The sequence below is a fragment of the Methanoregula sp. genome, assembly GCF_049686655.1.
GTDB lineage: Archaea > Halobacteriota > Methanomicrobia > Methanomicrobiales > Methanospirillaceae > Methanoregula.
In genome coordinates this window covers 22,456-43,304 of record NZ_JBAVIG010000048.1, presented here as the reverse complement: position 1 = coordinate 43,304, position 20,849 = coordinate 22,456, and the positions used below count along the sequence as shown (strand labels likewise).

Genomic DNA, 20,849 nt, shown 5'->3' with positions numbered 1-20,849 from the left:
ACGGTGTAACCGGAAGACACTCCCTTATTCCATATTTTCCCACCGTGCATTCCTGCAGACCCGGTGATTCTGACCGGTCCATCAGCGGCCAAGGTGTCCCCGGTGTGAGGGCGTCTTGCGCCGGCCAAACGAAGTGATTCCCCGACGCATGAGGGTACTGTATTTTGCTGCAAAGGATCCGATGATCGAAGTCACGATCACCATCGCTGCAATTGTGGTCCCGACCACCGGGGATCCATAGAGTACGGCAAGCGCAATCGAGAATTCTCCCCGGCCGATTGTATTTGCCCAGATCTCGAGACCCGACATCGCCGAGTCGTGAATGACGAGACCCGTGATGAGACCCGATATGAGCTTGCTTATGACCGCGAGGATGCAGATGACCGAGATACTGAAGAGGTTTGCTCCCCCGGAGAGGTCGATCGTCACCCCGAAGAAGACGAAGAAGACCACGAGGAAAACATCCTTGAAGGGACGGGCATGCTGCTCAAAGGCATCGGGATCCGTAGTGGCAAACGCAACCCCGAGCGCGATCACCATCATGGTTTCAGGGATCTGGAGCACCAGGGCAAAGGAGGCCGTGGTAAGGACAGCGGCAAATGTGAAGATGATCGGCAATTCGTCTTCCCGGTCAAGGATCGATATGAGGAATTCCTTGCCATACAGGGCAAGCGCATACAGGATACCGAGCACGCACAGGATCTTGAAGAAGAAGAAGAACAGGTTCTGGTCCCCTGCCGAGATGATTGCAAGGAAGATGATCAGGACGAGATCTTCAAACACCATGAGCCAGATGATCGTTTCTGACTCACGGAGCATCAGTTTCCGGTTCTCGACAAGCGATGTGATCGCCATTGCCGTGCTTGAGATGTAAAACGCGGAGGCGATGATCAGGGACTCGGTGATTGTAAAGCCGAGGAGGTATGCGGCGAAGAAGCCGATGATCATATTCACATTCAGGTCGATGACTCCACTCGTCAGGACCGCCGCACGGTTGGCCGCAATGCGCTCGGGTTTCAGGCCGAGCCCCATGAAAAAGAGCAGGAAGATCAGCCCCATCTCCGAGAAGAACTGGCTGATATCATCGGCCTGGACAAGCCCGAGCCCGGCTTTCCCGAGAAGGACCCCGGCAAGGATATAAAAAGGAATTGCCGGGACCGAGAGGTACTTGGTGACCAGCGCCAGGAACAGGCAGAGAAAAAGCGCGATTACCAGACCTTCCATTACTCCACCATGATTTCGCGCTCAAATTTTATTATCTGGTCACTCTCCCCGATAACCAGCGCCGCATCCCCGGTCTCAAAGACAAACGTGGGCGGCGGGTTGATAATATTCCTGTCGTGGCGGCAGACGGCAATCACGGTCGCGCCGGTCTTGGCCCGGATCTGGAGGTCCTCGATGGTCTTCCCGGAAATGCCTTTTGGCACATAAAACGTGTGGATAGTCACCCGGAGATCGGCAAGGGCAGAAAATGCAATTTCAACGCTCTCCTGGTCGGCCTCAATGATCGCGCCCGTCAGGATATTGCCCAGTCTCCGTGCCTCCACGGGAGTCATTTCAGCGGCACTGGGGGTGTGGCACCCTTTCTGGAGGGTATACATCTGGATCGATCCGGTTTTTGTGAAAAAAATCGCCACCGTATCGCCTTTGTCAGTATCGAATTCATATTTTGTTCCCACGCCAGGAAGATTGAGGGATCGGAGAGCCATAGCAGACATTAGAAAAATGATCCTAAAATATATTACCCCTCCGCTGGCGCAAGACTAATTATTGGTCCGGCACAGTGCGGGAGATCCTTATCGATTACCGGCATCACCATCCATGATACGGGGATTCCTGGCCAGGGAGCCCGGTTCGGGATCGTTGTTCCGAAAATGGCGTACCGGTTCGAAGGGCGACTTTGAGCCAGACTCCGGGAGAGGGGGGAAAAGTACCGCATCCGTGCATTCGCATTGTGATGGAGTATTTTTACAGAACCGGTATCGTTATCAGAGTTGGTTGGTGTGTTGATGAAACATTCTAGTTCTCTTAAACAAAGATCAATGAGAAATTATTTCATGACGGCGTATTGCAATCATTTTTGGAAATTGTTCAGATACTTGCCGTGATGATAAACTCTATTGGCGATATCAGAACTATCCTGTAAAGGAACAAGAATCATGCACCGCACGGAAAAAACCCTTGCCGTAATAATTATCGTAGTGTTTTCCGTAGCCCTTGCTGCTGGTTGCCTGTACACCCGGCCATCGGTTGTCGTTCCCCACATTGTGGTGGGCACGGAAAAATCGCCGCCCATTAATACGACGAGCACATTCCTGTTTGAGAAAAATCGGATCACTATCTCTGTACCTGTCGATGCGGCCGTATACCACGGGGCAAAATCAACCGATCATTATGTCTCGATCTATGGCAATGTCTCGGAAAGCACCTGGCTTGCGGACAGTTCCCTTGCCATGATGAACGATCCTGCGCAGGACCCGATGTTTACCGATCTTCTCACCCAGTTCCGGAAGATCCGGGACGACCAGGAGCTTTCAAGTGACGAATACCTGGAACTGATGGCGACATATACCCAATCCCTTCCCTACGACAGTAGACCCGGCAGCCCGGCGAAGTACCCGGTCGAGACCGTGGTGGATGGGACTGGTGACTGTGCTGACAAGAGCCTGCTTCTCGCCGGGCTCCTCTCCCGCGAAGGGTACAAGGTCTCGTTCCTCGTGTTCTCCCCCGAATCGCATATGGCGCTTGGTGTCGGCTCCCCTGATTCTGTATACAAGGACACCGGCTATACCTACCTTGAAACAACCAATCTTTCCTATGTAGGAATACCGCCCGCTGAGCTTGAAGGGGGGGTAATCCTTACATCGGAACCGATGATCATCCCGGTTGGAAGCGGTACAACATTATACACCAGCGGTGCGGAAACAACATACATAAACGACATGTCCACACTGTCGGAGCAGAAGGCGCTAAGCATGGAAACGCAGGCCAAACCGTATGTTGCCGACATGACGGCAAAACAAGAACAGATAACGAGGCTCGAATCGAAGATGGAGGCCATGCGAAGCACAGGAAACATCGCGGCCTACAATGCACAGGTTTCGCCCCAGAATTCATTGGTCTCGGCCTACAATGCTGAACTTTCCACGTACCGTCAGCAGGTAGCCCTGGAGGAGGCTTATGCAAAGGTCTACAATTATATCATCTCGCACGTGTACGACCGGAAAGGTACGTATGCCTGGGTAAAGGCGAACATGCCGGGGTAGAGAAGATTCAATTCATCGGTATCTCAAATACCGGACTTCACTCGTTACGTACCTGAGGGGTCGACAGGGATGTTCGTATACCCGCTCCACCGGATGCCGGTGTCGCTCGATCACAGCAAAGATGCCCCCGCGGCTGCTCGACGAGGATGAAAAGTTGTTTGCCCGGCAGGAGTACCGGGACACATACGGCCTTATCGCTCATGTCGCGAGAGTATACCTTTCGTATGAGAAAGGAGACCGAATGCGAAAAACCCAAAATATATTGTTGTTACATAAAACCGGTGGATCCAGTCGGCACGAAAAAAACCATGCCAAAAATTGTGAAAAAAATTGCTCTGTAGAAATCATTTTTTTCGAAGAGACGAATGCCCCCCTCTTGCGCCACCAGTCCCCGCGGGGGACGGGGCGCAGTGCGATGACCATAGTCAAATGGCAGGTAATATATCGTCATCGCAACCGGGAGATGCCATAGCGGCGGGGGCAAAGCCCAAAAGAGCGTCAGCGATTATGAGGTTTTCTGCAAAGCAAAAAAAATGCCAACAGCAGCACGCAGCGCCAGAAAGAAACAAAGAAAAGAGGGTCTTTTGGGTCTGGCCAGTTCGGCCATAACCTTGCCGTATTCATCCGGTGAGAGAGGGTATCGCTCCCGGGTGTAGGCCGGCATCAGGGTTTGAGAGGGAGAAGACGTGCAAGCGGTTATGTGGCACCTGACTCTTTGAGAGGGTTTTCGTCCTCCCCACCTACTCTGTAGGCAGATTCCGTGTTTAAACTCCTGACCGGGCGGGGTGAAAGTGATCCAGTACAGCAGCTGCTGCCGGAAACAGGGATGGGGGTCACCATCAGGCATATCCCGCGTCTTCATCACATTATTGTGGACTTCCCCGGAAATAGAGATGCTGGAGCAGATCAGCTCGCCAGGGGATCAGATTTGAGATCCTCATCGCGCAAGACCTCTGCCGGCTCCGTCTGATCATAAGCTACCGGAGGATCCATGCTCCAATATAAGATCCAACAGATCACTTTTTGAGATGCGAAAACGATGATTATTGTTAAAAGCCGCGATCCCATCATCGCCTTCCTTCACCTTCTTCAAGGTAACTTCAGGAGTTGGATACTATCGCCGAAATTCCCCAGGAAGAATATATTCTGAAATGTACGTCAGCCTGTGCCGGGTGCAGCGACTCGCTCGCCCTGCGGTACGTGCTCAAGGCTGCAGGGCCCGATACCGTGCTCGTCGTGCCTGCCTGCTGCACGAGCGTCATCCAGGGCATCTACCCGAACACTGCCTTCAAAGTCCCGGTCTACAATATCGCGTTCGGTGCCGCTGCTGCCTGTGCCTCGGGCATGAGCAATGCGTTCCGTGCTGCCGGGAAGAAGACGAACGTGATCGTCTATGCCGGTGATGGCGGAACCCTCGATATCGGCATTCAGGCCATGTCCGGCGCATTCGAACGGGGAACCGATTTCCTCTATATCTGCTATGATAACGAAGCGTACGGGAATACCGGCATGCAGCGGTCAAGCGGGACACCTCTGGGGGCAAGGACCACCACCACCCCCACCGGCAAGACTGATCAAAAGAAGGACATCGATGCGATCATCGCTGCCCACGATCCCCCATATATGGCGACAGCCGCTGCAGCGTACCCCCAGGACCTTTTCAAGAAGGTACAGAAAGCTCTCACGTTCCGGGGTCCGAGCTTCATCCACATCCTTGCCCCCTGCCCGCCCGGCTGGCGGTTCCCGACCGAGAAAACGGTCGAGATGGGTAAACTTGCCGTGAAGTCCGGCATGTGGGTGCTCTATGAGCGCGAATATGGTAAACTGACGATCGGCGCCCAGTCGAAAGCGGCAATGAAAAAAACCCTGCCGCTCGAGGAATACCTCGAACCGCAGGGCCGGTTCAGGGGTATTGACCAGAAGACGGTGGAAATTCTCAAGCAGCGCATTGCAAAGCACTTTGCGAAACTCGCGGCAGAGGAGGAGGTACCATGAAGAAGATCGCGACCGGCAACAAGGCGGTTGCCGAGGCAGTAAAACAGGTACGGCCCGACGTAATTGCCGCGTACCCCATTACCCCGCAGACCGAGGTCGTGGAGCAGATCGCCGAGTTTGTCACCAGCGGCGAACTGAAAAGCCGGTACATCGCGGTTGAGAGCGAACATTCGGCGATGGCGGCGTGTATAGGCGCAAGCATCACCGGTGCCCGGACATTCACCGCAACGAGCTCCCACGGCCTCCTCTATATGCACGAGATGACCAACTGGGCAGCCGGGGCACGCCTGCCGGTGGTCATGGCAAACATCAACCGTTCGCTCGGGCCCGGCTGGAACATCTGGGCAGAACACACCGATGCCCTGCAGGAACGGGACACCGGCTGGCTGCAGGTCTATGTGAGCACCGTGCAGGAAGCCTACGATACCACCCTGATGGCGTTCCGGATTGCCGAACACAACAACGTGCTCCTGCCGGTGATGGTGAACCTCGACGGGTTCCTCCTCTCCCATATCATGCAGCCGCTCGACACCGTCGAGCCGGGCGACTTCGTCCCGCCGCTCCACCTGCCCTACGCCATCGATGTGAAGAACCCGGCCGGCTACGGCGGACTCACCGGCCCTGACCAGCAGTTTAAATTCCGCTGGGATATCGAGCGATCGATGCGCGACTCGGTGAAGGTGATCGAAGAAACCGAGAAGGTGTTTGCAAAACGTTTCGGCCGTCAGTACGGGTTCACCGAGGATTACCGGTGCGGTGACGCCGATGTGATCGTCGTTGCCATGGGCACCCTCGGGAAAGAGGCGGAAGTTGCAATCGACCTGCTCCGCAATGAGGGGATCAAAGCCGGTTCCATGCGCCTTCGCTGGCTGCGGCCGTTCCCGAAGTTGAATCTCAAGGGAAAACAGGTCGTTGTCATCGACCGCGACTACTCCTTTGGCCGCGGGGGGATCCTCGCAACGGAGATCATGGCGCAGACAAAAGAAGAGGTTTTCAGTGTGATCGCCGGTCTCGGTGGCCAGGAAGTAACCTACGAGGATATAGCAGACTTTGTCCGGAAACGCAAGCTGGGGACGGAGTTCTGGTTCGGGGTGCCCAACCATGTTTGAGATCCGCATCCACTCCCGGGGAGGCCAGGGCGGTGTTACTGCAGCACGGCTCCTCGCCCTTGCCGCAATTCACGACGGTAAATATGCGACCGCAGCCCCGTTCTACGGTGCCGAACGCCGGGGAGCACCCATTGTCTCGTTCGTCCGGATCGATGACAAGCCAATCAAGGTCTACAGCCAGATCAAAAAACCTGACATGGTGGTCGTCCTCGATGCAAGCGTGATGGACGTGGTCGATGTCCTGCAGGGTCTCAAAACCGGGGGGAAGGTACTGGTCAACAGCCAGCAGAAGAGGGAGTTTGCCAGCTTCACATCGAGCTACGTGGACCTGACAGGAATCGCCCTGAAAGAAAAACTCGTAGTCTCGGGAAGCCCCATCCTCAACACGCCAGTCATCGGTGCCCTTGCAAAGATGGGGATCGTCTCGGCAGACTCGGCAAAGAAAGCGATCCGTGAGATGTTCTCAGATGAGCGTAACGTCAAAGCGGCCGAAGCGGCCTACACGGAGATGAGCGCATGACACCACCGGCAAAGCGCGAGCGCCTTGCGATGAGCAGGCCTGTCCAGGGGGCAGCAGGGAAGACCGGTACATGGCGGGTCTTCCGTCCGGTCGTGGACCGGGAGAAGTGCAATGAATGCGGGCTCTGTGCCACCTATTGCCCCGACGCCGCGATCGACAAGGAGCTCGCAATCGATCTTGAGTTCTGCAAAGGGTGCGGTATCTGCGCCAACGAGTGCCCGAAAAAAGCGATCGTGATGGTGCGGGAAGAGAAATAGGGCCCTGCCCCTGTTTTTCGGCAAAGAAATTTTCATTCCGCACTATTTTTCTCGTGAAAATATAATTTCACAACCTTTTTCTATCTCCGGCAATATATCACCGCATGGAGTTGATCGCATGAATATCCGTTTTTCCGGGGATACCCGCGACCTTTTCAAGTTCGATCTCGTCCGCCACCTTATGAAAAGTTTTCCCGAGCTGGCGAGTTTCACCTTTATTCCCATGCTCACGGACAAGGCTGAGCCCACGAAGCTGAAGAAGAGTGCCGCAACCGATCTCCTGAAGGCGGCAAAAGCCGGCAAGGCCGGGTCACAGAACAGGAACCTGATGGAATATCTGGGAAAACTGCAGGAGATCGAGGACGACATGGATTATTTTTCCGGTATCGAGTCCTATTTCCGGCAGGAAAACATCCTTATCGACGTGCTCCAGAAAAACCGTTTCTCCCACGAGCACCGGCTGAATTATTTCAGTAAACTCTTCGACCAGTTCCCGAAAAAATCCCTGGTCTTTCTCGATCCCGATACCGGTCTTGAGGTGAAAAACCCCACGCGGCGGCACCTGCTCTTCGATGAAGTGAAAAAGATTAGTGACTTCATGGACGATACTTCGATCCTGATGATCTACCAGCATTTTCCCCGGGAGACTCACGATGGGTATATCCGGAGCAGGTGTTCGCAGTTGTCCGAACTCACCGGCGCACACCCGGTCTCCATCACGGACAACGAGATTGCTTTTTTCCTCCTTGCAAAAGACCCGGCGATCAGGAACCGGCTTGTTGAAATAGTGGCAAAGTATGCCAACACATACCCCATGCTCCGTTCGTGCGCAGGTGATTGAGACCGGAAGCCCTGCCTTTTTTTTACCTTACTTCAGTTTCAGTTCGTCTTTTGCCATATATTCGAGATCGAATTTATAGAAATGCGTAAAATGGCAGTTCCTGCACCGGACCGTGAGGTGTCGTGAACTGACAACAATATCGTGGGGACCGGTGACCTGGCAGTTCCGGCAGGGAGCATCCTGCACGAGCTCCCAGAGCGGGTATTTTCCGATTTTTGTCAGGACTCCAGCCTCATCCACATCCTCTATGCGGGGGACGAAGACACGGGTAGCCCCGCAGTTGTCACAAGCTACCTGGGCCTGGTACGGGACAGCCTTGATGATCTGGTCGGCAATTTTTTTGCAATGGTAGCAGTCCGTGCGGTATTTCGTGAAGATGAAACGGTCGCTCATGGGAGATAGTGGATTCGTACGGGTTCATTAACCTGTTGCCGATCAGGATACCATGCAGTTCCCCGGGCTATGGAAGCGGAGGGGTAACCGCAAATCCCGGGCCACGCGTACACTGACCCTTCACGAACCTTCGTCCCGGTATGGCGAATAGAATTTTTCCCGCGGGGACGCGTATTTATGCATATTTTTCCCGCATAAAGGCAATTCTGGGCTCTTGTGGAAAAACCGTCGCGGGCAAGGCAGTAAATTTAATTATGAGGCGAATTCAAACTACTTGGTATGAAGAAAGTTATTGGACTTCTTATTTTGATCCTTGTCCTTGTTGCGGTCAGTGGATGTACCCAGCAGGCAAAACCAGCACCAGTGACCACTACTGTTCCCACTACAGTCGTCTCCACGGTTGCTGCAACAACAGTCGCAACAACGGTCGAGACCACCGCTGCCCCGATGGATAATTCAACAGCAGCGGTAACACCTGCAACCAACGCCACGGCAGAAAACGTCACCACGCCGGAAGAAACATCTGAAGTGCCCACCGTAACCCAGGCCGTAACGATGAGTATGACTCCTTCAACTGCGGTTACCGTAGTCCACATCGTAAATAACACCTTCTCACCGGCAGTCCTCATGGTCCTCCCGGGTACCGGGATCACCTGGAAGAATGATGACCAGACAATTCACTCCGTCAAAACGATTGGCGACAACGCGGGCATGTTCAATTCCGGCGCCATCGTCAACGGTGGAACATTCATTTATACTTTCAGCGAGAGCGAGGGAACCTACCAGTATGCCGATGGTTACAATATGAATGTGACCGGAACAATCATCGTCCAGAAAGGCGATACCCTGGTCGGCAGGCCCACCATGGTGGCAATGTCCGAACCAACAAATTCCACTTAAAATCCCAGCTTTTTTTTCACTCTGTATCGTATTCCGGTACCGTGAGGTTTACAATGTATGTCCTATTCAGGGCTGAACAAAAAACCCGGGTCCGAACAACGTACAAGGGAAATACGACAATACAGAGGACCTGAACACAAATCCTGATTGCCGGGGGGTCCCGGATAAAACAAAGTAAAAAAGTTTGGTTATAGGGTTAGAAGTCGCCGCCCATACCGGGGGGCATACCGCCCATTCCACCCATGCCGCCCGGGGGCATACCGCCTTCGGGCATCGGGCTCTTGGAAGAGGCGATGACATCGTCAATGCGCAGGATCATGACCGCTGCTTCTGCCGCGGATGAGATTGCCTGGGTCTTGACGCGGAGAGGCTCGACGACTCCGGCTGCCTTCATGTCGACTGCCTTGCCTTCGAACACGTTGAGGCCGTACGTCTTCTTGCCCTTCTCGTGGGCTGCCCGGATCTCGACAAGCATGTCGATGGGGTCGAGACCTGCATTCTCTGCAAGGGTGCGGGGAATGACCTCGAGTGCGTCCGCGAATGCGTTGATGGCGAGCTGGGCCCTGCCGCCAACGGTTGCTGCGTACTCGTGAAGACGGAGCGAGAGCTCGGTCTCGGGTGCGCCGCCACCTGCGACTACCTTCTTGTCCTCGACAACGACACCGACAACGCGGAGTGCATCGTGGATTGCGCGCTCGAGCTCGTCGACTACGTGCTCGGTGCCGCCCTTGACGATAATGGAGACCGCCTTCGGGTTCTTGCACTGCTCGACAAAGGTCATCTCTTCGCCGCCGACCTTGCGCTCCTCAACGAGTCCGGCCTTGCCGAGCTCTTCCTTGCTGATTGCGTCGATGGATGAGACAAGGCTTGCACCGGTTGCCCGGGCGAGTTTCTCCATGTCGCTCTTCTTGACACGGCGGGTTGCAAAGAGTCCGGCCTTTGCCAGGTAGTGCTGTGCAATGTCGTCAATGCCCTTCTGGCAGAAGAGGACGTTTGCACCGCTTGCCACGATCTTGTCGACAATACCCTTGACCATGCGCTCTTCCTCATCGAGGAATGCCTGGAGCTGGTCGGGGCTGGTGATGTTGATCTCGGCGTCGACTTCGGTCTTCTTGAACTCGACTGCTGCGTTGAGCAGGAGGATCTTCGCGTTCGTGACCTTCTTGGGCATCGAGGGGTGGACACGTTCCTTGTCCACGAGCACGCCTTCAACGATCTCTGAGTCCTCGATCGATCCGCCTGTCTTCTTCTCGACCTTGATGTTCTCGATGTCGACCTTGCCGTCATCGTCAGTGACCATGGTCACTGCCCTGACAACGAGGTCACAGAGCTTATCCTTGCTGGCCTCCGCGCCCTTACCGGTCATTGCAGTGCCTGCAATGTTCCTGAGGAGCACCTTGTCGGTTGCCTTGACATCGAACGCGATCTCTTTTAAGATCTGCTGTGCCTTCTCGGCTGCCTGGCGGTAGCCTGCGGCGATAACGGTCGGGTGAACATCCTGCTCGAGGAGGTCTTCTGCCTTCTTGAGGAGTTCGCCGGCAATGACGACTGCGGTGGTTGTCCCATCGCCGACTTCGTCATCCTGGGTCTTGGCGACCTCGACCATCATCTTTGCGGCCGGGTGCTCGATGTCCATTTCCTTGAGGATCGTGACACCATCATTCGTGATCACTACGTCGCCAATGGTGTCGACGAGCATCTTGTCCATGCCCTTTGGACCAAGAGTGGTCCTGACGGCAGCTGCCACAGCCTTTGCGGCGGTGATGTTCATACCCTGAGCGTCGCGGCCGCGGGTACGGGTGCTGCCTTCCTTAAGAATAAGAATCTGCTGTCCTCCAAGTTGTTGTGACATAAAAATCACCACTTTTAGCACTAAAATTGGTCTGCGGTTCTATATAAACGTTGTTGAGATCCTACTCTCCCAGCAGGTCGAGCAGTTCAAAACCGTCTTCGATTTTATGAAGGCGCTCCTCGCTGATCACGAGCGTCCGCCCGATCTTCTTCTCCCGGGTAGAATCGGTGATGATGCACATCGCGTGCTTCTTGGCGATCTGCGAGAGGTTCCCGATCAGGGCTGCCCGCTTCACGACTTTCTGTGCCGGGCCATAGCCCGTCAGGATCGTGTGCTTGTCGAACGTGAGGAGGGCCTGGAACGGGGCGCCGTGGAGCGTGTGGAGCCTGACGCCGATCTGCTCAAGGAACTCCATAGGGCTCTGGAGGTATGAACTTGTTTTCTCGGCCTCCATCGCCTTGGGCAACTCGTGCCTGATGAGATCGATCGATTCGACAACCCCGGTGTTGAAGAACTCCTCGATCCGGATCGCAACATCGAGAGTCGTACCCATCCCGCTCTCGTACTTGCTGATCGTGCGCCGGGAGACTCCGAGGACATTCCCGAGATCGCCAAGCGACATGTTCCGTTTCTCGCGGAGATCCTTGAGCGCGTCCCCGTCGATATTGACATACAACCCGCCGGGCGAAGCATACACGAGGGGCGGGATCTTCTCTACGAAGTAATCGTAGAGCGTTGAGGGGCTGACCGCGTAGATCCCGTACCGGACATATACTGCCCCCCGCTCCAGTTCCGCATCCCGGGCCCGTTCGCCTACAATAAGAGGGATCCCACCCAGCAGGCGCGATATTAGTTCAAGATCGAAAGCCGCTTCCTCGCTGACAGAATCTATATGCGAGACCACCTTGATGACGAGCAGTGTCCCGTCGTTTCGGGCAATGAGGTCGAAGCTGCGCGGGCGGAGGGTGAAGCGCTCGGAGACATCGAAGCCTGCCGTGATCATAACACTGGTGACCAGCTGGAGCTGGCGGTCCTGGGACATGTGGATACAAATGGATGGAGCGTACCCATATATTAATATAGACATGCTGATCGGCATTGATGATACGGATTCACCGCAGGGTATGTGTACCACATACCTCGGGGCCGTGCTGGTCCGCAGACTGATCCGGGAGCATATGCGGGTACGCGAGGCCCGGCTCGTCCGGCTCAACCCGAATGTGACATTCAAGACCCGGGGGAACGCGGCGATCATGCTCGATGTGGAAGGCGACCCGGACCGTGCGTTTGCGATCGCATGTGCGCTTGTGGAGGAACTCGCGGACTTCACCTGCGAGAACACGAATCCCGGCGTGGTTGTTGCTGACCGCCAGCCGGATCCGGCATTTTACGAAAAGGCGGTAAAGGATTTCTGTGAGATCGATGATGCAGTTCGCATCCTCGATCAGGCCGGCGCCCGGTACCGGGGGTGGAAGAACCGGCGCGGGCTGATCGGTGCGACAGCAGCCGTGTCAAGCGAGCTCGCAGACAAGACCTCCGAGATCCTGGTATACCGCGAGCCCCACCGGTTCGGCACGCCCCGCTCGGTGGACCGGGCAAGCCTGTTTGCTGCGGAAGAGACCACATTTCCGCATACGTGGGACACGGTGGATCGCGTGAACAACGTCGTGGTCTGCGTACCGCATACTCCTGACCCCGTCCTCTTTGGGATCCGCGGCGAGAGCCCGCAATGGGTGATGGCAGCCCGGCAGATGATCCGGTCAGAACCCCCCGGCATCGAACAGATCTGGGTGACGAACCAGGGAACGGATGCCCATCTCACTGACGGGGACATCGGCTCATTGCGCGAGGGGCTCTCGTACCGGGTCCATGGGATTGTGGAGAATGAGCCGGAGACCGGGACCGGCGGGCATACATCGTTCACGATTCAGGACGGGGATCGTGCGGTACGGTGCATGGCCTACGAACCCACGAAGAACTTCCGGCAGATTGTCCGCCAGCTCAGGCCGGGCGATACTGTCATTGCCTGCGGGAGTTACAAGAAAGGGAGCATCAACCTGGAGAAGATGAACGTTGTCGCTCCCGGGAAATCAGTGACCATGCGTCCGCCGGTCTGCACAGCATGCAGCAAGCGGATGACAAGCGACGGGAAGGGCAAGGGCTGGAAATGCAAAAAGTGCGGGGCACGTTCTGGGGTTCCGGATGTAGAGGAGATCATCCGAACGCTGAAGCCGGGGTGGTATGAGGTACCGCCGACTGCAAGAAGACATCTTGCAAAACCGTTATGCCGGGGTCTGCCGGAATAACCGGCTGCTGAAGGTCGCCACCGTTTTAAAAAAGACAGAAACTTCGCAAAAGGAAAAGCATATCATCTTCCGGTTCATTCCATTAAAGAAATAATTACACATATATGAGTTACGCTCAATGAACAGGAAGTGAAATTGTCTGAGGGGACCACCGGCAACCAGCCTCAAAAAGGAAGCAAAGAAATTGGCAGAACATATGGGTTACCACTGGACAGACAACACCGATCCGTCAATCCGGTTCGATGGCCTGATGTACAGGCCGGCCAGGATGGTTGCCGTGAAACTGAAAAAAATCCGGTACGATCCGGGCGGGGACTGGTTCGCTGAAGACAAGTTTCCTGACGATGTCGCAGATCTGAGGGACCTTCCTCTTCCATCCGCAGTTATCCGCGAGCTCTGGGTCCGGACCCAGAACGAGCGGGCGTACCGCCGGTTCATTATCCTGCCAGGCACAACGGTGGAGATCGAGGCCAACACTGCAGAAAACTACCGGAACACCCACTTCCGGGAAGAGTACTGGAAGAAGGCACCATACAGTTACACCATACCCCTGCGGAGAAGGGGGGAGAATAGCTGAAGTCAGAAACGCCCGTAAAACGCTCCTTTTGCCAAAAGGACGGAGCTCATTTCCGGCCGGACCGGAACCCGTGTCCACGCCGATGGAAAAAAGTAATAAAATCGCGTTGTTTTCTTATCGGGCTGATTTTCGGGGATTTTAAACCTGCAATTTAGCGGGCCTGCAGCAGCCCCTTTTTCCGGGGGGTTATTTCAGGTAATCCCGGAAAAACAGACGCTCCGGTGCCCATTATGACCCTCCTTTTTTTCTTCGGAGAGTCGTATTTTACAAAAGGACTCATCTGTAGCAAAAACGGGAATTTATTCTCCGGCCGGCCCAGGGGTTCAGGCAGGGTTCTCTTCAACCACTGCAATCTCCTCTTCGTCCAGCCCGTAGAGTTCATACACGATCCGGTCGATCTTCCGGTCGGCTGCCTCAATTTTTTGCCGGAGTGCCCCGCGTTGTTCATCCGTCTCTGCACGTGAGACCTTCTTCCTGAGATCGAGCGACCGGTTCACGAGCGAAACGATCCGGTCGTGCCGGCCCGCATCGGCCGGGTCATCGAAATCCGGCGTGTAAACCGGGAGGGACCGGAGATCGTCCCACGAGTACTCCACCCGTTCACACCCGGAAATGCCTGCGGTCATGGCAAACACGAACGCGATCAGCCGGCTGTTCAGGACACCGGCAAGGTACGGGCCGGACACCGGGAGCGCTACCGTCCCGCTGCCCGGGATTGCCCGGCCGCCATCATAGAAAAATGCAAGCTGCCCGAACCGTTCCCGGAAAAATATCCGCGGGGTTTTTTCCCGGAACCGGTCATCGTCACAGCTGGTCTCCCACCAGCAATCACCGGTATGAACCGATCCCGTATTCGCTCCGCCACCAGCCTGCCCGGGCCGCCCGATCTTTTCTTTAAGAAAACGGGCCAGTGCCGGGTGCCGCTTTTTAAACCAGCGCCACGGACCGGCCACCGCTGCCGGGTGGCCCATTGTCCAGCCCCGGGGGACGAAGACCATAAACGATGCAGATGTCACCGGCTCATATCGTCCGATCGCAGCACCGTCAATCACCGGCCGCAGGAAAGAGTTGCACCGGGGATCTGCACTGACCAGTGCCTTACGGGCCCGGGCATCGATCGCGAATCCCGGGGCTGGAGGGCACCCTGTTTCCGGGTGGCTCTCCCCCATCACGTACTCTTCGAGCGGTGTGCCGGCCAGCCGGGCTTTCTCCACGATTGCCCCGGCCCGGTTGTCCCGGAGCGACCAGCCTCCATCGCCAAGCGCTTCGCGGCCGACAGGAAATGCATGCCTCTTCACGTAATCAGCGAGGCTGCCCGCATACCCCGCGTCCACCAGCGTCACGCGGGACCGACGGCCGGGCGGCAGGTTGGTCGCCTGTAGGATACAAAACCCTGGCCCGGCCATATCCCCGCCGGTCCCTGCAATCACGGTGACCTCATCGATCCGGCGGGCGGTAAGCAGGGAGCGGAGCGGTGTGCCGGCACGGCCCCGGAGCCAGCGGTCGGTAGTACATATACCAAGGGTCCCGCCGGGCCGGAGCAGGGTGAATCCCTTCCCGATGAAGAATGCGGACCGGTCCGCGGACGGATCATAGACTGCGTAGTGCCGCTGGAGATAACGCTGGATCCACTCTCTCGATCCGATCGATCCCCCGGGGGGATTGCAGATCACCGCATCGAATCCCCCGGCAGTGAAGATCTCCGGGAATTCCGCTGGCCATGCAAAGGGATGGATCGTATGCCGTTCCCGGGCCGTGCAGAATGCCCATGACTCGTCATCCACGATATCCGGGCCTGTCAGCGCATCCCCGCACCGTATCGTATGCCGGAGTTCCCGGAAGATCCCTGCTGAGAACCCGGGGAACGCTCCCGGGGAGGCAGGCCGGTCGCCTTCGCAGAGCAGGAAGAGGAGGAGCATCTTGGTTGCGGCAACGGCGTACCGGCCCGGATCCACCCCGTGGAGCGACCCCGTGAGGATCGCGTGCCGCTCCTCAAAGGTCAGCCGGTCTCCACCATGGGAAGCAAGAAGGTACCGGAACGCGGAGAGGAGCACCGTGCCGGTCCCGCAGGCAGGGTCAATTACCCGGACCGGCAGCAGTTCATGCTTCGACCGGCCTTCTTCTGCCGCACGCAGGGCACTCCCGGCAAGATACCGGATTACCGGGAGAGGGATGGCGCGGGTTCCGCAGGAGAGTACCGTGTCATGGGTATCGACCACGTCAGCCTGGTGCACGGCAGACCGCCGGATCGTGCGGGCGAGGTACCGGGCCAGCACCTCTGCAACAGTCTCAATCTCCATAGTGGCAAACCCGTACGGGCGGTCCGGAGCAAGGAGGCGGAGAAGGATCGTGCTGACTACGCGGTCTTCGATCACCAGCGTCCCCATCGGCACGGCGTCATGGCGGGTTGCGTCGCCTGCTTCCTCAAAAAGGGGGAAAAGTGGGGCCGTGACCTCGAGCAGCTGCCCGTACCGGTCCGGGTGATCCGCGATTCCCAGCAGTGTCCCTTCCGCAACAAGGCCCCGTTCCTCCGCGATCCGCAGGAAGAGGAGAGAGAAGAGGATCCGGTTCGTGGCCGCAGCGATCCCCCCGCTCCTGAGGGCAAGGTTGTTCCTTGCTATGCTCCGGGAAAGCTGCTCCCGCCAGCGGGTGAGGTCATGGAAGAGGGCGTTTGCCGCCCGGCCGGGATCTCCGGCCGGGGTATCCGGCCTTTTCGGGGCTGCGGAGTCCGGGCACGACATTGTTGTAGTACTTCGTGAGGAGGAAAATAACCGTATGGATGATGAAATGCCGGGGATGGGAGAAAAATACAGGCCACGGGAAACAACCCGTCCTTCGGGAACGGTGGTGAAAAAAGGGAGGATTATCACCGGCCCGTCAGGGAATGGATTTTAATCAGCCCGGCGCAGGACCTGCAGGAATAAAACTCCTCCTTCCAGCAGGCCTCGCACGCCCAGCGCCCGCAGAGCACGCACTGGCGGAGCTCCGATACCGGATGGGGCGTGCTGCAGAGATCGCACGTGTACTGCGCGAAGCTGTGGGGATCCTTTGCAGGGGGCTCCCCCTGCTTGCGCATCACGGTAACTTCTCTTTTCAGCTCGTGAAAGCGATCGGGGGAGTCCTTACTTTTTTGCGCTTCCTTTCCCGGCAAGCTCTTTTTCCAGAGTGTCAAGTCGTGCCTCCAGCGATACCAGCATGGTCTGCATCCCGGACTCGTAGTTCTTCAGATCAGCAAGCCGTGCTTCGTTCTGCTCAATCTCCGGCATCCGCTGTTCCCTGAACTTCTGGAGTCCCGGGTGGGAGACCAGCTCCCACTCCTCCACCATGCTCTGGAACCTGCGGTCGAGATACTCATCTACCCGGCTCTCCACCGGTCGGGTGAGCGAGATATTCCCTTTCGCTCCCCGGAAAAAATAATACACCAGGAACACGGTGACACAGAGGATGAGGACGAGGATGATGAATTCGAGGATATCCATATCAGATCCTCCCCTTCAGTCTGGCGGCCCGGTTTTCGAGTTCCGTGAGTTTGTCCGAGGCTGCGTGCTCAAATGCCTTCATGCGGGGGATCTCCTGTTCGATGGCATACAGGCGTTCAGTGAAATCCGCGAGATCCGCGCCGGTCGAGAGATCCCATTCGTCGGCAATGTACTTCATCCTGCGATCCACGTAGGCGTTGAGATAGGTGTTCATCCCGATCATAGTGATCTCTCCAGGGACGAGATCAGATCGTCCAGATTCTTTGCCCGGGCTTCGAGGGTCACTTTTCCGGCATAGAGACCGGTGATCTCATCGGTTACCCGGGTCAGCCGGCTTTCGAGCCGATGGAGATCGCTTTCGGTCACGAGGTCCCATTCCTCTATAATGGCAGCAAAGTGCTGGTCGAAGTAAGCGTCGAGCGATTTATCGAGCGTCGGGATCCGGGATTCGATCGTACCGGGAACATGGGAGAACTGGTCCCAGAACGAACCGCCGGTCAGGTCCTGGTCCGGGTTCTGGTTGATTACAGGGTACATGGTTTACTTCACCTTCTTCTCCTGTTCCTGGACATTACTGAGGAGGTTGTCCAGCTTTCTCGATTTCACGATATTTTCAAGCCGGGTCAGCCGGGTTTCAAGGAGTTTCTCCTTTGCATAGAGGGTAGTCTCGAGCTCCGCGTTCTCATCTTCGACCTGCCTGATCGCTGCAGTCTGCTCGGATGAGAGGCGGGTAAAGGAAAACGTCTTTGAGGCTTCGTGCTGCTGGAGGAGTTTAAGTTTATCCTTCTCCAGTTCCAGCTCAGTCGTGCGGTTGGCGGTCTTCATGATCCGTATCTCGCGAATGATGAGATACACGATCACCATGCCGAGAACAACGAGGACACCCATCAGGACGGTGTCGGTAATTACTGCTTCCTGTGCCATTTTTTCTCCACATTACCGGTTTTTAGTTTCCCGTTTCGTTCAGACCGGCACTATTTCCGGGCCTTGGCGGATCCTTTTGCAGGTTCCCTGGCGGATTCTGTTACCTTCTTCGCAGGTTTTTTCACGGGTTTCTTTTCGGTACCGGCAGGTTTTACCGCAGACTTCGCTGCAGGAACTGGTGCGGCCGGTGTAGTCTTTGCGGCTTTTTTCACCGGGGCTGCAGGTATAACCGGCTCAGCTTTTGCACCACCGGATTTCCTGACAGCGTCATCGATTCTGGCAGCGCTTTTCGAGAGGGCTGTACCGGCATCAGCGGCTGCCTTCTTGATCTTCTCCTGTAAAGGCACCGTTTTTCTGACAAGGACTTCTTCTTCATCCTGGAGACCCAGGGTCTTGAGATCCTCTTCGCTCACACGGACCTGCCCCTGCCGGACCATAGTGTCAGCGATAATACTGGTGGTGACAGTTTTTTTGGTGGATTCGTTGATGAGATCTACACGATCCGTTTCAAGTATTCCCAGATCGGTGAGGTGCGCGATATTAAAACGCACACGGCCCTGGCTCGGAAATGCCCGCTTTTTTAGGGTTAGCCGGACTTCCTGCATAGAGGATAGACCATCCTGAAAGGGTAAATATCTTCCTGAAAACCGTGACAAAACGATATTTTTGTTGTTATGCTATGCGCGGCGGAGAATCCCGGGCGGGAAGAACAGAGTACGGAAAAGAGCGCCCCCGTACATGATTCCACACCCGCGTTTTGAATTGGGGGGGCCTGCTCATCCTGTAAATGCCACGACAGAGGGATCGATTCCCCAAAGACCCGGGAGATCCGTTCATCTGCGCCATGACGTGAAACTGCCTGAAACACAGTTATCACCCAAGAACGCCAATACTCTGGCACAAGTGGGGAGTACCATGACGCGACCATGCGATGAGCCGGTCACCCAGCTCCATGTGAAGCCGGGCATGACGGTCAACGAACTGGTGGAGGCAATGGGCGGAGCCGGCGCCTACAACGGGGGGGCCCTGTACCGGGCTGCCAACATTTACGAGCAGATGCTCCGCGACCCCGAGGCCACGAAGTTCTTCGGGCTTGCCGGGGCAATGGTCCCCGCGGGAATGGGCGGGATCGTCTCGGACCTGATCCGGGGCAAACATATCGACGTGCTCGTCTCGACCGGCGCCAACCTCACGCACGATATCATCGAAGCGATCGGCTGCCATCATTTCCATGGCACCGCGTTCTGCAACGACATCGAGCTCCGGCACGACGAGATCAACCGGATCTACGATGTCTATCTCCCCAACGATGCCTTCGAGCACTTCGAGGCGTTCATGCAGGAAGTCTTTGGCGAGCTGGAGCCCGGCAGCACCATCTCGATCGCTGCCCTGCTCGAACACATCGGGAAGAAGACAAAATCCGGTATCCTGCACACCGCGGCACGTAACCATATCCCGGTATACTGCCCTGCCGTGCAGGACTCGATGATCGGTCTCCAGTACTGGCTCTTCTCGCAGACGAACAAGGTGACCGTGGACGCGTTCGCCGACATGCCGGCCCTTATGGACCGCTGCTTCTCGGTGAAGAAGGCCGGGGCGCTCCTTGTGGGTGGCGGCGTGCCCAAGAACTTCATCCTCCAGAGCATGCTCATGACCCCGAACGGGTTCGATTACGCAGTGCAGCTGACCGGCGACCGGCCGGACCTCGGCGGGCTTTCGGGCGCGACACTGGATGAAGCCCGGTCGTGGGGCAAGATCACGGAGGAGGCGCAGGCCGTGACGGTCTATGGCGATGCCACGATTACCCTCCCCGTGCTGGTCGCAGCCGTCATGGAGCGGATGGCGAAATGACCGAGCTGATCCTCGCGCTGGATGTGACCGTAAAGAGAGAGGCGCTCGCAATCGCCGAACTATGCGCCCCACACCTCGACGCGATCAAGCTCGGTTACCCGCTCGTCATCTCGTCCGGCCTCTCCATAGCGCGGGATCTCGAACCGCTGGACCTCCCGCTCATCGCTGATTTCAAGGTTGCCGACATCCCCAACACGAACCGGCTGATCGCCGAGCAGGTCTTCGATGCCGGGTTCTCCTCGATCATCTGCCACGGCTTCACCGGAGCCGACGCAGTGCAGGCCTGCGTGGACGTAGCCGCTGATTTCGGGGGCGCATGCTTCGTGGTGGCGGAGATGAGCCACCCCGGGGCCACCGAATTCTTCCACGGAGGAACCGCTGAGAAGATCGCGCAGCTCGCAGTATCCTGCGGGGCCGACGGGATCATTGCGCCGGCCACCCGGCCGGAGCGCGTCAGGGACCTCCGGAAGATCGTAGGAAAACGGAAGATCCTCTCGCCGGGCGTGGGGACTCAGGGGGGGGACGCAGGCGCGATCGCACGGCTCGTGGACGCGATCATCGTGGGACGGGCAATTTACGAAGCAAAGGACCCGGTAACCGCGATAAAGGCATTTTCATCGGTCCGCTAAGGCGTAAAGA

The 20,849-nt window shown here is 56.7% G+C and carries 23 protein-coding genes; 11 read left to right on the top strand and 12 right to left on the bottom strand.

The annotated features are described in order from the left end of the window. Nucleotides 1–81: 81 nt before the first annotated feature. Together WBL42_RS06260 and WBL42_RS06255 are read right to left on the bottom strand one after the other, a co-directional pair. Entirely contained in the window at nucleotides 82–1,224 is a 1,143-nt protein-coding gene (locus WBL42_RS06260) for a cation:proton antiporter (protein WP_424720409.1), read from the bottom strand. Then, nucleotides 1,224–1,709, bottom strand: coding sequence for a cation:proton antiporter regulatory subunit (locus tag WBL42_RS06255; protein ID WP_424720408.1), 486 nt, complete (start codon nucleotides 1,707–1,709; stop codon nucleotides 1,224–1,226). Before WBL42_RS06255 ends, WBL42_RS06260 begins: the two co-directional genes overlap by 1 nt. Before the next feature lie 450 nt (nucleotides 1,710–2,159). Here WBL42_RS06255 and WBL42_RS06250 point away from each other — a divergent pair, with 450 nt between their 5' ends. The 6 genes from WBL42_RS06250 to WBL42_RS06225 all read left to right on the top strand — a co-directional run bounded on the left by WBL42_RS06250 (nucleotide 2,160) and on the right by WBL42_RS06225 (nucleotide 7,988). Then, nucleotides 2,160–3,266, top strand: coding sequence for a hypothetical protein (locus WBL42_RS06250; protein ID WP_424720407.1), 1,107 nt, complete (start codon nucleotides 2,160–2,162; stop codon nucleotides 3,264–3,266). A gap of 1,116 nt (nucleotides 3,267–4,382) precedes the next feature. Further along, nucleotides 4,383–5,261, top strand: a complete 879-nt coding sequence (locus WBL42_RS06245; protein WP_424720443.1) for a thiamine pyrophosphate-dependent enzyme — start codon at nucleotides 4,383–4,385, stop codon at nucleotides 5,259–5,261. Next, the gene (gene porA, locus WBL42_RS06240; RefSeq protein WP_424720406.1) at nucleotides 5,258–6,370 is read left to right on the top strand and encodes a pyruvate ferredoxin oxidoreductase; all 1,113 of its coding nucleotides are present in this window, start codon (nucleotides 5,258–5,260) and stop codon (nucleotides 6,368–6,370) included. Before WBL42_RS06245 ends, porA begins: the two co-directional genes overlap by 4 nt. After that, the gene (locus WBL42_RS06235; RefSeq protein WP_424720405.1) at nucleotides 6,363–6,890 is read left to right on the top strand and encodes a 2-oxoacid:acceptor oxidoreductase family protein; all 528 of its coding nucleotides are present in this window, start codon (nucleotides 6,363–6,365) and stop codon (nucleotides 6,888–6,890) included. Before porA ends, WBL42_RS06235 begins: the two co-directional genes overlap by 8 nt. Continuing rightward, entirely contained in the window at nucleotides 6,887–7,147 is a 261-nt protein-coding gene (locus tag WBL42_RS06230; protein ID WP_424720404.1) for a 4Fe-4S binding protein, read from the top strand. Before WBL42_RS06235 ends, WBL42_RS06230 begins: the two co-directional genes overlap by 4 nt. Nucleotides 7,148–7,265: 118 nt before the next feature. Further along, entirely contained in the window at nucleotides 7,266–7,988 is a 723-nt protein-coding gene (locus WBL42_RS06225) for a hypothetical protein (protein ID WP_424720403.1), read from the top strand. Nucleotides 7,989–8,015: 27 nt separating this feature from the next. On the opposite strand, the gene WBL42_RS06220 is transcribed toward WBL42_RS06225, so the two are convergent. Continuing rightward, complete coding sequence (locus WBL42_RS06220) at nucleotides 8,016–8,381, bottom strand: hypothetical protein (protein WP_424720402.1); 366 nt, start codon at nucleotides 8,379–8,381, stop codon at nucleotides 8,016–8,018. 279 nt (nucleotides 8,382–8,660) lie between these two features. Between WBL42_RS06220 and WBL42_RS06215 the strand changes: the two genes are divergently transcribed. Continuing rightward, nucleotides 8,661–9,281: a cupredoxin domain-containing protein gene (locus tag WBL42_RS06215; RefSeq protein WP_424720401.1), complete on the top strand. Its 621-nt coding sequence runs from the start codon at nucleotides 8,661–8,663 to the stop codon at nucleotides 9,279–9,281. A gap of 196 nt (nucleotides 9,282–9,477) precedes the next feature. Here the strand turns inward: WBL42_RS06215 and thsA are convergent, their stop codons facing one another. Together thsA and WBL42_RS06205 are read right to left on the bottom strand one after the other, a co-directional pair. Next, a complete protein-coding gene (gene thsA, locus WBL42_RS06210; protein ID WP_424720400.1) occupies nucleotides 9,478–11,133 on the bottom strand; it encodes a thermosome subunit alpha in 1,656 nt (551 codons plus the stop codon). 61 nt (nucleotides 11,134–11,194) lie between these two features. Further along, nucleotides 11,195–12,115, bottom strand: coding sequence for a transcriptional regulator (locus WBL42_RS06205; RefSeq protein ID WP_424720399.1), 921 nt, complete (start codon nucleotides 12,113–12,115; stop codon nucleotides 11,195–11,197). A gap of 43 nt (nucleotides 12,116–12,158) precedes the next feature. On the opposite strand from WBL42_RS06205, the gene WBL42_RS06200 reads away from it, so the two are divergent. Both WBL42_RS06200 and WBL42_RS06195 read left to right on the top strand, forming a co-directional pair. Continuing rightward, nucleotides 12,159–13,379 carry a TiaS agmantine-binding domain-containing protein gene (locus WBL42_RS06200; RefSeq protein WP_424720397.1) on the top strand — a complete coding sequence of 407 codons (1,221 nt, stop codon included), beginning with the start codon at nucleotides 12,159–12,161 and terminating at the stop codon, nucleotides 13,377–13,379. A gap of 184 nt (nucleotides 13,380–13,563) precedes the next feature. Beyond that, complete coding sequence (locus WBL42_RS06195) at nucleotides 13,564–13,956, top strand: hypothetical protein (protein WP_424720395.1); 393 nt, start codon at nucleotides 13,564–13,566, stop codon at nucleotides 13,954–13,956. Nucleotides 13,957–14,279: 323 nt separating this feature from the next. Here WBL42_RS06195 and WBL42_RS06190 read toward each other — a convergent pair whose 3' ends face one another. The 7 genes from WBL42_RS06190 to WBL42_RS06160 all read right to left on the bottom strand — a co-directional run bounded on the left by WBL42_RS06190 (nucleotide 14,280) and on the right by WBL42_RS06160 (nucleotide 18,910). Further along, a complete protein-coding gene (locus tag WBL42_RS06190) occupies nucleotides 14,280–16,697 on the bottom strand; it encodes an Eco57I restriction-modification methylase domain-containing protein (RefSeq protein WP_424720394.1) in 2,418 nt (805 codons plus the stop codon). A 125-nt stretch (nucleotides 16,698–16,822) separates the two neighbouring features. Next, nucleotides 16,823–17,032 carry a hypothetical protein gene (locus WBL42_RS06185; RefSeq protein WP_424720442.1) on the bottom strand — a complete coding sequence of 70 codons (210 nt, stop codon included), beginning with the start codon at nucleotides 17,030–17,032 and terminating at the stop codon, nucleotides 16,823–16,825. Between the two features lie 46 nt (nucleotides 17,033–17,078). Next, complete coding sequence (locus WBL42_RS06180; protein ID WP_424720393.1) at nucleotides 17,079–17,435, bottom strand: hypothetical protein; 357 nt, start codon at nucleotides 17,433–17,435, stop codon at nucleotides 17,079–17,081. A gap of 1 nt (nucleotide 17,436) precedes the next feature. Then, nucleotides 17,437–17,658, bottom strand: a complete 222-nt coding sequence (locus WBL42_RS06175) for a hypothetical protein (RefSeq protein WP_424720392.1) — start codon at nucleotides 17,656–17,658, stop codon at nucleotides 17,437–17,439. Next, nucleotides 17,655–17,972 carry a hypothetical protein gene (locus tag WBL42_RS06170; RefSeq protein ID WP_424720391.1) on the bottom strand — a complete coding sequence of 106 codons (318 nt, stop codon included), beginning with the start codon at nucleotides 17,970–17,972 and terminating at the stop codon, nucleotides 17,655–17,657. The genes WBL42_RS06175 and WBL42_RS06170 overlap by 4 nt, the downstream gene beginning before the upstream one ends. A 3-nt stretch (nucleotides 17,973–17,975) precedes the next feature. Beyond that, nucleotides 17,976–18,359, bottom strand: coding sequence for a hypothetical protein (locus WBL42_RS06165; RefSeq protein WP_424720390.1), 384 nt, complete (start codon nucleotides 18,357–18,359; stop codon nucleotides 17,976–17,978). A gap of 50 nt (nucleotides 18,360–18,409) precedes the next feature. Continuing rightward, nucleotides 18,410–18,910, bottom strand: coding sequence for a hypothetical protein (locus WBL42_RS06160; protein WP_424720389.1), 501 nt, complete (start codon nucleotides 18,908–18,910; stop codon nucleotides 18,410–18,412). Between the two features lie 364 nt (nucleotides 18,911–19,274). Here WBL42_RS06160 and WBL42_RS06155 point away from each other — a divergent pair, with 364 nt between their 5' ends. After that, nucleotides 19,275–20,210 (top strand): deoxyhypusine synthase, encoded by a 936-nt coding sequence (locus WBL42_RS06155; RefSeq protein WP_424720388.1) that lies wholly within the window; start codon nucleotides 19,275–19,277, stop codon nucleotides 20,208–20,210. After that, entirely contained in the window at nucleotides 20,207–20,839 is a 633-nt protein-coding gene (pyrF, locus tag WBL42_RS06150) for an orotidine-5'-phosphate decarboxylase (protein WP_424720387.1), read from the top strand. The genes WBL42_RS06155 and pyrF overlap by 4 nt, the downstream gene beginning before the upstream one ends. Nucleotides 20,840–20,849: the final 10 nt, after the last annotated feature.

Bases quoted from the DNA above. Each gene is read 5' to 3' on its own strand.
- WBL42_RS06190 (WP_424720394.1), bottom strand. From the start codon at position 16,697: ATGTCGTGCCCGGACTCCGCAGCCCCGAAAAGGCCGGATACCCCGGCC.
- porA (WP_424720406.1), top strand. From the start codon at position 5,258: ATGAAGAAGATCGCGACCGGCAACAAGGCGGTTGCCGAGGCAGTAAAA.
- WBL42_RS06155 (WP_424720388.1), top strand. From the start codon at position 19,275: ATGACGCGACCATGCGATGAGCCGGTCACCCAGCTCCATGTGAAGCCG.
- WBL42_RS06260 (WP_424720409.1), bottom strand. From the start codon at position 1,224: ATGGAAGGTCTGGTAATCGCGCTTTTTCTCTGCCTGTTCCTGGCGCTG.
- WBL42_RS06180 (WP_424720393.1), bottom strand. From the start codon at position 17,435: ATGGATATCCTCGAATTCATCATCCTCGTCCTCATCCTCTGTGTCACC.
- WBL42_RS06220 (WP_424720402.1), bottom strand. From the start codon at position 8,381: ATGAGCGACCGTTTCATCTTCACGAAATACCGCACGGACTGCTACCAT.
- WBL42_RS06255 (WP_424720408.1), bottom strand. From the start codon at position 1,709: ATGGCTCTCCGATCCCTCAATCTTCCTGGCGTGGGAACAAAATATGAA.
- WBL42_RS06230 (WP_424720404.1), top strand. From the start codon at position 6,887: ATGACACCACCGGCAAAGCGCGAGCGCCTTGCGATGAGCAGGCCTGTC.
- WBL42_RS06165 (WP_424720390.1), bottom strand. From the start codon at position 18,359: ATGGCACAGGAAGCAGTAATTACCGACACCGTCCTGATGGGTGTCCTC.
- WBL42_RS06170 (WP_424720391.1), bottom strand. From the start codon at position 17,972: ATGTACCCTGTAATCAACCAGAACCCGGACCAGGACCTGACCGGCGGT.
- WBL42_RS06200 (WP_424720397.1), top strand. From the start codon at position 12,159: ATGCTGATCGGCATTGATGATACGGATTCACCGCAGGGTATGTGTACC.
- WBL42_RS06175 (WP_424720392.1), bottom strand. From the start codon at position 17,658: ATGATCGGGATGAACACCTATCTCAACGCCTACGTGGATCGCAGGATG.
- WBL42_RS06225 (WP_424720403.1), top strand. From the start codon at position 7,266: ATGAATATCCGTTTTTCCGGGGATACCCGCGACCTTTTCAAGTTCGAT.
- WBL42_RS06215 (WP_424720401.1), top strand. From the start codon at position 8,661: ATGAAGAAAGTTATTGGACTTCTTATTTTGATCCTTGTCCTTGTTGCG.
- pyrF (WP_424720387.1), top strand. From the start codon at position 20,207: ATGACCGAGCTGATCCTCGCGCTGGATGTGACCGTAAAGAGAGAGGCG.
- WBL42_RS06235 (WP_424720405.1), top strand. From the start codon at position 6,363: ATGTTTGAGATCCGCATCCACTCCCGGGGAGGCCAGGGCGGTGTTACT.
- WBL42_RS06250 (WP_424720407.1), top strand. From the start codon at position 2,160: ATGCACCGCACGGAAAAAACCCTTGCCGTAATAATTATCGTAGTGTTT.
- WBL42_RS06205 (WP_424720399.1), bottom strand. From the start codon at position 12,115: ATGTCCCAGGACCGCCAGCTCCAGCTGGTCACCAGTGTTATGATCACG.
- WBL42_RS06185 (WP_424720442.1), bottom strand. From the start codon at position 17,032: ATGCGCAAGCAGGGGGAGCCCCCTGCAAAGGATCCCCACAGCTTCGCG.
- thsA (WP_424720400.1), bottom strand. From the start codon at position 11,133: ATGTCACAACAACTTGGAGGACAGCAGATTCTTATTCTTAAGGAAGGC.